The organism is Bacteroides sp. AM37-9, assembly GCF_003603455.1.
Lineage (GTDB): Bacteria > Bacteroidota > Bacteroidia > Bacteroidales > Bacteroidaceae > Bacteroides > Bacteroides xylanisolvens.
In genome coordinates, this window is record NZ_QTNF01000028.1 from 74503 (window position 1) to 80502 (window position 6000).

5 protein-coding genes are annotated in these 6000 nt (G+C 40.1%); 4 read left to right on the forward strand and 1 reads right to left on the reverse strand.

The genetic code is table 11. The features are described from left to right. Window positions 1-22: 22 nt before the first annotated feature. Window positions 23-799, forward strand: a complete 777-nt coding sequence (locus DW862_RS18170) for a dihydroorotate dehydrogenase electron transfer subunit (RefSeq protein WP_004312917.1) — start codon at window positions 23-25, stop codon at window positions 797-799. After that, window positions 787-1698 carry a dihydroorotate dehydrogenase gene (locus DW862_RS18175; RefSeq protein ID WP_004312918.1) on the forward strand — a complete coding sequence of 304 codons (912 nt, stop codon included), beginning with the start codon at window positions 787-789 and terminating at the stop codon, window positions 1696-1698. The genes DW862_RS18170 and DW862_RS18175 overlap by 13 nt, the downstream gene beginning before the upstream one ends. Before the next feature lie 216 nt (window positions 1699-1914). Here the strand turns inward: DW862_RS18175 and trmD are convergent, their stop codons facing one another. Then, a complete protein-coding gene (gene trmD, locus DW862_RS18180) occupies window positions 1915-2592 on the reverse strand; it encodes a tRNA (guanosine(37)-N1)-methyltransferase TrmD (protein WP_004312919.1) in 678 nt (225 codons plus the stop codon). Window positions 2593-2667: 75 nt separating this feature from the next. On the opposite strand from trmD, the gene ligA reads away from it, so the two are divergent. After that, the gene (ligA, locus tag DW862_RS18185) at window positions 2668-4668 is read left to right on the forward strand and encodes an NAD-dependent DNA ligase LigA (RefSeq protein WP_120069759.1); all 2001 of its coding nucleotides are present in this window, start codon (window positions 2668-2670) and stop codon (window positions 4666-4668) included. 59 nt (window positions 4669-4727) lie between these two features. Further along, window positions 4728-5621, forward strand: a complete 894-nt coding sequence (dapA, locus tag DW862_RS18190) for a 4-hydroxy-tetrahydrodipicolinate synthase (protein WP_004312921.1) — start codon at window positions 4728-4730, stop codon at window positions 5619-5621. The last annotated feature ends 379 nt before the right edge of the window (window positions 5622-6000 follow it).

Here is a 6000-nt window from a genome sequence, read left to right on the forward strand (position 1 = left end):
ATTTATACTTTTATATCCATACATGAAGAAATTTATTTTAGATCTGACAGTGACCGAGAATATCAGATTGAATGCAAACTATGTATTGCTAAAATTGACGTCTCAGTCATTACTGCCCGAAATGTTACCTGGGCAGTTTGCAGAAATCCGGGTGGACGGTTCGCCTACTACATTCTTGCGTCGTCCTATTTCTATTAATTTTGTAGATAAACAGCGAAATGAGGTCTGGTTTCTGATCCAGCTGGTTGGTGATGGAACAAGACGTCTGGCAGAGGCTAATTCTGGTGATACAATTAATGTGGTGCTTCCGCTGGGAAATGCATACACAATGCCTCAAGAGGCTTCTGATAAGCTCTTATTAGTTGGTGGAGGTGTCGGAACAGCTCCCATGTTGTATTTAGGTGAACAATTGGCTAAAAAAGGCCACAAACCTACGTTCTTGTTAGGTGCCCGTAGCGACAAAGATTTGTTGCAGCTGGAAGAGTTTGCCAAATATGGAGAGGTGTATACTACTACGGAGGATGGTAGCCATGGCGAAAAAGGATACGTAACTCAACATTCTATATTAAATAAGGTACGATTTGAGCAGATTTACACTTGTGGTCCTAAACCAATGATGGTGGCTGTGGCAAAATATGCCAAAAGTAATCAGATAGAATGTGAAGTTTCTTTGGAAAATACAATGGCTTGTGGTATCGGAGCATGCTTGTGCTGTGTGGAAAATACGACAGAAGGTCACTTGTGTGTATGTAAAGAAGGTCCTGTTTTTAATATAAATAAACTACTATGGCAGATTTGAGTGTAAACATTGGTGAATTACAAATGAAGAACCCGGTAATGACGGCATCCGGTACATTTGGATATGGTGAAGAGTTCTCTGATTTTATTGATATAACGCGAATAGGTGGTATTATTGTAAAAGGGACGACTCTTCACAAACGTGAAGGGAATCCTTATCCGCGTATGGCAGAGACTCCTTCTGGGATGTTAAACGCTGTAGGACTGCAAAATAAAGGTGTTGACTACTTCGTAGAGCATATATATCCCCGTATAAAAGACATTCAAACGAATATGATTGTAAACGTTTCGGGGTCTGCTATCGAAGATTATGTGAAAACGGCTGAAATCATTAACGAACTTGACAAAATTCCTGCTATAGAACTAAACATCTCTTGTCCCAATGTGAAGCAAGGAGGTATGGCTTTTGGTGTGTCAGCAAAAGGGGCATCAGAAGTAGTGAAAGCAGTGCGTTCTGCTTACAAAAAGACACTTATCGTAAAACTCTCCCCAAACGTTACGGATATCACCGAAATAGCTCGCGCAGCAGAAGAAAGTGGTGCAGATAGCGTGTCATTAATCAATACATTGCTGGGTATGGCGATTGATGCGGAACGTAAACGCCCTATTTTATCAACGATAACAGGAGGAATGTCGGGAGCGGCCGTAAAACCTATTGCATTGCGTATGGTATGGCAAGTTGCTAAGGCGGTAAATATTCCTGTCATTGGTTTAGGAGGTATTATGGACTGGAGAGATGCTGTCGAATTCATGCTTGCAGGTGCGACAGCTATCCAGATTGGTACGGCAAATTTCATAGATCCTGCTGTTACTATTAAAGTGGAAGATGGTATAAATAATTACCTGGAAAGACACGGATGTAAGTCTGTAAAGGAAATTATTGGTGCGCTTGAGGTGTAATTGGGAACATACAATAACCATTCGCGCTAAGTCTGCGAGAAAAATGCTATTTTTCTTTTGAATAAAGGAAGAATAAGCAGGCTGGAAACAGCGGATGAAAAATAAGTCTGTGTTTAACGATTAGCTATCAGTAAGATCTTTATAAACTGAAGGCAAAATAAAAACGACGGTGAGGATTTACATATTCTTCACCGTCGTTTTTATTTACACTTTATTTTATTCTCCCAATAAGTCGGGACGAAGTTTTCTGGTACGTTCCAAGGATTGTTGCAGTTCCCATTCTTTGATTTTTGCTTCATGGCCGGATAAGAGAATATCGGGAACTTTCCATCCTTTATAATCCGCAGGTCGTGTATATACAGGTGCTGCCAGCAAATTATCCTGGAAAGAATCGGAAAGTGCGGACTGTTCATCAGAAATGACTCCGGGGATGATACGTACGATGGCGTCCGCCATCACCGCTGCTGCTAGTTCTCCTCCTGTTAATACGTAATCTCCAATGCTGATTTCTTTAGTAATCAGGTGTTCGCGGATGCGGTAATCGATACCTTTGAAATGTCCGCAAAGAATAATGAGATTCTGTGCCAACGAGAGGCTGTTGGCCATCGGCTGGTTGAACTGTTCTCCGTCAGGGGTCGTGAAAATAACTTCATCGTAGTCGCGTTCTGCCTTCAGAGCATTGATGCAACGCTCAATGGGTTCTATTTTCATAACCATTCCGGCAAACCCTCCAAAAGGATAATCATCGACACGGCGATATTTATCTTCGGTATAATCACGCAGATTGTGAATATGTATCTCTGCAAGTCCTTTATCTTGAGCTCGTTTCATGATAGAACAATTGAAGAATCCTTCAATCATTTCGGGTAAAACTGTTATAATATCAATGCGCATAATCTTTTAATTTTTCGCAAAAGTACAAATATTCAAAGATAAACATGTATTTTTGCCTTAAACAATCGAAGAAATATGGATATAAAGGAAAAAATAGAGGAATTGCGTGCCGAACTTCACCGGCATAATTATAATTATTATGTGTTGAATGCTCCTGAAATCTCGGATAAAGAGTTTGACGACAAGATGCGTGAACTTCAGGATTTGGAACAGGCACATCCGGAATATAAAGATGAAAATTCGCCTACGATGCGTGTAGGTAGCGATTTAAACAAGAATTTCACGCAAGTGGCTCATAAATATCCTATGTTGTCACTGGCAAATACATATTCGGAAGCGGAAGTGACGGACTTCTACGACCGTGTCCGTAAGGCATTAAATGAGGATTTCGAGATTTGTTGTGAAATGAAATATGACGGTACTTCTATTTCGCTGACTTATGAAGATGGGAAGTTGGTTCGTGCCGTCACCCGTGGTGATGGAGAAAAGGGGGATGATGTGACGGATAATGTGAAAACGATCCGTTCTATTCCGCTTGTATTGCATGGTGATAATTATCCTGCCTCTTTTGAGATACGTGGAGAAATTCTTATGCCATGGGAAGTGTTTGAAGAGTTGAATCGAGAGAAAGAAGCGCGTGAAGAGCCGCTTTTTGCCAATCCGAGAAATGCGGCTTCCGGCACATTGAAGTTGCAGAATTCTTCTATTGTGGCTTCCCGCAAACTGGATGCTTATTTGTATTATTTGCTGGGGGATAACCTGCCTTGTGACGGACATTATGAAAATCTTCAGGAAGCGGCAAAATGGGGCTTTAAAATCTCTGATTTGACACGTAAGTGCCAGACATTAGAGGAGGTTTTTGAATTTATCAATTATTGGGATGTAGAGCGTAAAAATCTGCCGGTTGCCACAGATGGGATTGTTTTAAAGGTGAACAGTTTGAGGCAGCAGAAGAATTTGGGATTTACGGCTAAATCTCCTCGATGGGCTATTGCTTATAAATTCCAGGCAGAACGTGCGTTGACCCGTTTGAATAAGGTGACTTATCAGGTAGGAAGAACCGGAGCTGTCACACCGGTAGCTAATCTGGATCCTGTGCAGCTTTCAGGAACGGTTGTAAAACGTGCGTCCTTGCACAATGCGGATATTATCGAGGGGCTTGATTTGCATATTGGAGACATGGTTTATGTAGAAAAAGGTGGTGAAATTATTCCTAAGATTACAGGGGTTGATAAAGATGCACGTAGTTTTATGCTTGGTGAGAAGGTTCGGTTCATCGTTAATTGTCCCGAATGTGGCAGTAAATTAGTCAGGTATGAAGGAGAAGCTGCTCATTATTGCCCGAATGAAACAGCGTGTCCTCCTCAAATCAAAGGCAAAATAGAGCATTTTATTAGTCGAAAGGCTATGAATATTGATGGATTAGGGCCGGAAACGGTGGATATGTTCTATCGCTTGGGATTAATTGAAAATACGGCCGACTTGTATAAACTTACAGCTAATGATATCAAAGGTTTGGATCGTATGGGTGAAAAATCGGCAGAGAATATCGTAACGGGAATTGCGCAAAGTAAAACAGTTCCTTTCGAGCGTGTAATCTTTGCTTTAGGAATCCGCTTTGTTGGTGAGACTGTGGCTAAAAAGATTGCGAAGTCGTTTGAGAATATCGATGATTTACAGCAGGCAGATCTTGAAAAATTGGTAAGTATCGATGAAATCGGAGAAAAAATAGCTCAAAGTATACTTGCTTATTTTGCTAATGAGTCTAATCGTGAGTTGGTTAACAGGCTAAAGGAGGCTGGACTGCAACTTTATCGTACAGAGGAAGATTTGAGTGGATACACTGATAAGTTGGCAGGACAGTCTATTGTTATCAGCGGCGTGTTTATCCATCACTCGCGTGACGAATATAAGGAACTTATCGAGAAAAACGGAGGAAAAAATGTTGGAAGCATTTCCGCGAAAACGAGTTTTATCCTGGCTGGAGATAATATGGGACCTGCAAAGCTCGAAAAAGCAAAAAAACTTGGAATAACCATATTAAGCGAAGACGAATTTCTGAAACTTATATCGTAAGATAAGAAAAATATTCGTACTTTTGCGGCTAAATAAATTAGAGATTATAATTAAAACTCATGATACAGACTAAATTGAAAGGAATGGGGGTAGCACTGATTACTCCTTTCAAAGAGGATGAGAGCGTTGACTATGACGCGTTGATGCGTATGGTGGACTATCTATTGCAGAATAATGCGGATTTCTTGTGTGTGCTGGGAACTACAGCTGAAACACCGACTCTGACCGAGGAAGAAAAGAAAACCATAAAAAAGATGGTAATTGACCGCGTTAACGGAAGAATTCCTATTCTGTTGGGTGTAGGTGGTAATAATACTCGCGCTATTGTAGAAACATTGAAAAACGATGATTTTACAGGGGTTGATGCGATATTGTCTGTGGTGCCATATTATAATAAACCTTCTCAAGAAGGTATTTATCAGCATTATAAAGCGATTGCGGAAGCTACGGAGCTCCCCATCGTATTGTATAATGTTCCGGGACGTACGGGAGTAAATATGACTGCTGAAACTACGTTACGGATTGCCCGTGATTTCAATAACGTAGTTGCTATTAAAGAAGCATCCGGCAATATCACGCAAATGGATGATATTATTAAAAATAAACCGGAAAACTTTAATGTAATCTCTGGAGATGATGGTATTACCTTTCCTCTCATAACATTAGGTGCTGTTGGTGTGATTTCGGTGATTGGTAATGCTTTTCCTCGTGAATTTAGTCGCATGACACGTTTGGCGCTTCAAGGAGACTTTGCCAATGCGTTGACTATTCATCATCGGTTTACGGAATTATTTAACTTGCTATTTGTCGATGGAAATCCGGCAGGCGTAAAATCAATGTTAAATGCGATGGGTATGATCGAGAACAAGCTTCGTTTGCCGCTGGTTCCCACTCGTATTACTACATTTGAGGCAATACGTAAGGTTTTGAATGAATTGAATATTAAATGCTGAAAAAAAGATGGGCTTTTGACTAGTTCATAATAAACATCGAAGTGTTTAAAATAAATATCCCAATGATTAAAATCAATCATTGGGATATTTATTTTAAATCAGCCTATGATTTTTTTATTTTTATTCTCTCCTTCATCTTTCTTCTGAATAGCCTATGAATAAGGAATCTAGAGATGAAGGAGCTTCTTAAAAGCTGTTGTTTGTTGTGGTGGATTATATTTTGCGTTATTTTCTAAGCTTGCGTAGATGATATAGGTTGTTTTTGTTCTGTAAAGCGGCGCTTTAGACATAGAAAAGCATGGCTTTAGCCTATCAAAAGCTATGCTTTGGCTCAGTTGTAATTCTTGGGGGATTAAGTTTAGTCAATTCCCTTCATGCA

Bases quoted from the DNA above. Each gene is read 5' to 3' on its own strand.
- ligA (WP_120069759.1), top strand. From the start codon at position 2,668: ATGGATATAAAGGAAAAAATAGAGGAATTGCGTGCCGAACTTCACCGG.
- trmD (WP_004312919.1), bottom strand. From the start codon at position 2,592: ATGCGCATTGATATTATAACAGTTTTACCCGAAATGATTGAAGGATTC.
- dapA (WP_004312921.1), top strand. From the start codon at position 4,728: ATGATACAGACTAAATTGAAAGGAATGGGGGTAGCACTGATTACTCCT.
- DW862_RS18175 (WP_004312918.1), top strand. From the start codon at position 787: ATGGCAGATTTGAGTGTAAACATTGGTGAATTACAAATGAAGAACCCG.
- DW862_RS18170 (WP_004312917.1), top strand. From the start codon at position 23: ATGAAGAAATTTATTTTAGATCTGACAGTGACCGAGAATATCAGATTG.